Source organism: Streptomyces sp. NPDC051172, assembly GCF_040682555.1.
Classification (GTDB): domain Bacteria; phylum Actinomycetota; class Actinomycetes; order Streptomycetales; family Streptomycetaceae; genus Streptomyces.
The window spans coordinates 1-1,605 of record NZ_JBFBBE010000323.1; the positions used below are offsets into that span (position 1 = coordinate 1).

The 1,605-nt window shown below is 72.0% G+C and carries 2 protein-coding genes; one reads left to right on the forward strand and one right to left on the reverse strand.

The features are described 5' to 3' along the window. Nucleotides 1-760 (reverse strand): isoprenyl transferase (locus AB0N07_RS50730; RefSeq protein ID WP_365847753.1); only part of this gene is annotated, 760 nt, incomplete at its 3' end. A 105-nt stretch (nucleotides 761-865) separates the two neighbouring features. On the opposite strand from AB0N07_RS50730, the gene AB0N07_RS50735 reads away from it, so the two are divergent. Beyond that, a partial coding sequence (locus tag AB0N07_RS50735) for a hemolysin III family protein (RefSeq protein WP_365847755.1) occupies nucleotides 866-1,605 on the forward strand: 740 nt, incomplete at its 3' end.

Consider the following 1,605-nt stretch of genomic DNA (forward strand, 5'->3'; position numbering starts at 1 on the left):
GGCGCTGACGGCTGCCGTAGTCGCGCAGGGCACGCAGGAAGTCGACCTTGCGGAACGCGGGCCACATGGCCTCGCAGAAGTAGAACTCCGAGTACGCGGACTGCCAGAGCAGGAACCCGGAGAGCCGCTGCTCCCCGGACGTGCGGATGACCAGGTCCGGGTCCGGCTGGCCACGCGTGTAGAGCCGGTCCGCGATCTGCTCGACGGTGACGGACTCGGCCACCTCCGCCGCGCTGTGGCCCAGGGCGTGCTCGTCCCGCAGCAGCTCGCGCACGGCGTCGAGGATCTCCTGGCGGCCCCCGTAGCCCACGGCCACATTCACGTGCACGCCGTCGTGGCCCTGGGTCTGCTCGGCCACCTCGGCGAGCCGTCGCGCCATGGGCTCGGGGAGCAGGTCCACCGCGCCGACCGGCTGCACGCACACGGGGGCGCGGCCCTCGGCCGGCTGGGCGAGGCGCTCCGCCGTCGTCTGGATGATCTCCAGGAGCGGGGCGAGCTCCTCCGCCGGGCGCCGCAGGTTCTCGGTGGAGAGCATGTAGAGCGTGACCACGGGGATGCCGGCCTCGTCGCACCAGCCGATGAAGTCGAGGATGCGCTCGGCGCCGGCCTGGTGGCCCTGCTGCGTGGACGCCCCGAACGCGCGGGCCCAGCGACGGTTGCCGTCCACCAGCACACCGATGTGCCGGGGCAGCCGCTCCGGGTCCAGGCCGCGCGCCAGCCGTCGCTCGTACAGGCGGTAGAAGGCCTCGGGTCGACCCACGGCGCGCTCCCCTCTCGAATGGTCCTGCGAGCCTCCAGGATACGCGCGCGGCACACAGCGACCATCCCGTGCCCCGGCCCCGGGCCGACCGGTGACAATGGAGGCATGGACCCTGTGACACCCCACCGCGAGACCGACTCCGCCCGTCGTCTGCGCTGGCGCATCGAGCGCGTCCGCGACCCCGACCATCCGCTGTACAAGCCCCGACTGCGCGGCTGGATCCACGCGGTCATGGCGCCGCTGACGCTCGCGGCCGGCATCGTGCTCATCGTGCTCGCGCCGACTGCAACGCTGCGGTGGGCCAGCGCGGTCTACGCCGTGACGGGCCTGCTGCTGTTCGCGGTCTCGGCGACGTACCACCTGGTGCAGTGGAACGAGGTGGTCTCCCGTGTCCTCAAGCGGCTGGACCACACGAACATCATGCTGGTCATCGCCGGCACCTACACGCCGCTCTCCCTGGCCCTGCTGCCTCCGGACCGGGCGCGTGTGCTGCTCACCCTGGTGTGGGTGGGGGCCGTGGCCGGCGTCGGGTTCCGGGTGCTGTGGACGGACGCCCCGCGCTGGCTCTACACGCCGGTGTACGTGGTGCTCGGGCTGGCGGCGCTGCTGTACCTGGGCGACTTCTTCGCCGCGGATGCTGCGGCGGGGTGGCTGATCGTGGCCGGAGGGCTCGCATACATCACGGGCGCGGTCTTCTACGCGCTGCAGGCCCCCACGATCCACCGCGAGTGGTTCGGCTTCCACGAACTCTTCCACGCCTTCACGGTGGCCGGCTTCGTGTGCCACGCCGTCGCCATCTACCGGGCGCGCCAAGACATGAAAAAGCCCTGGCTGGACGGGGGAGG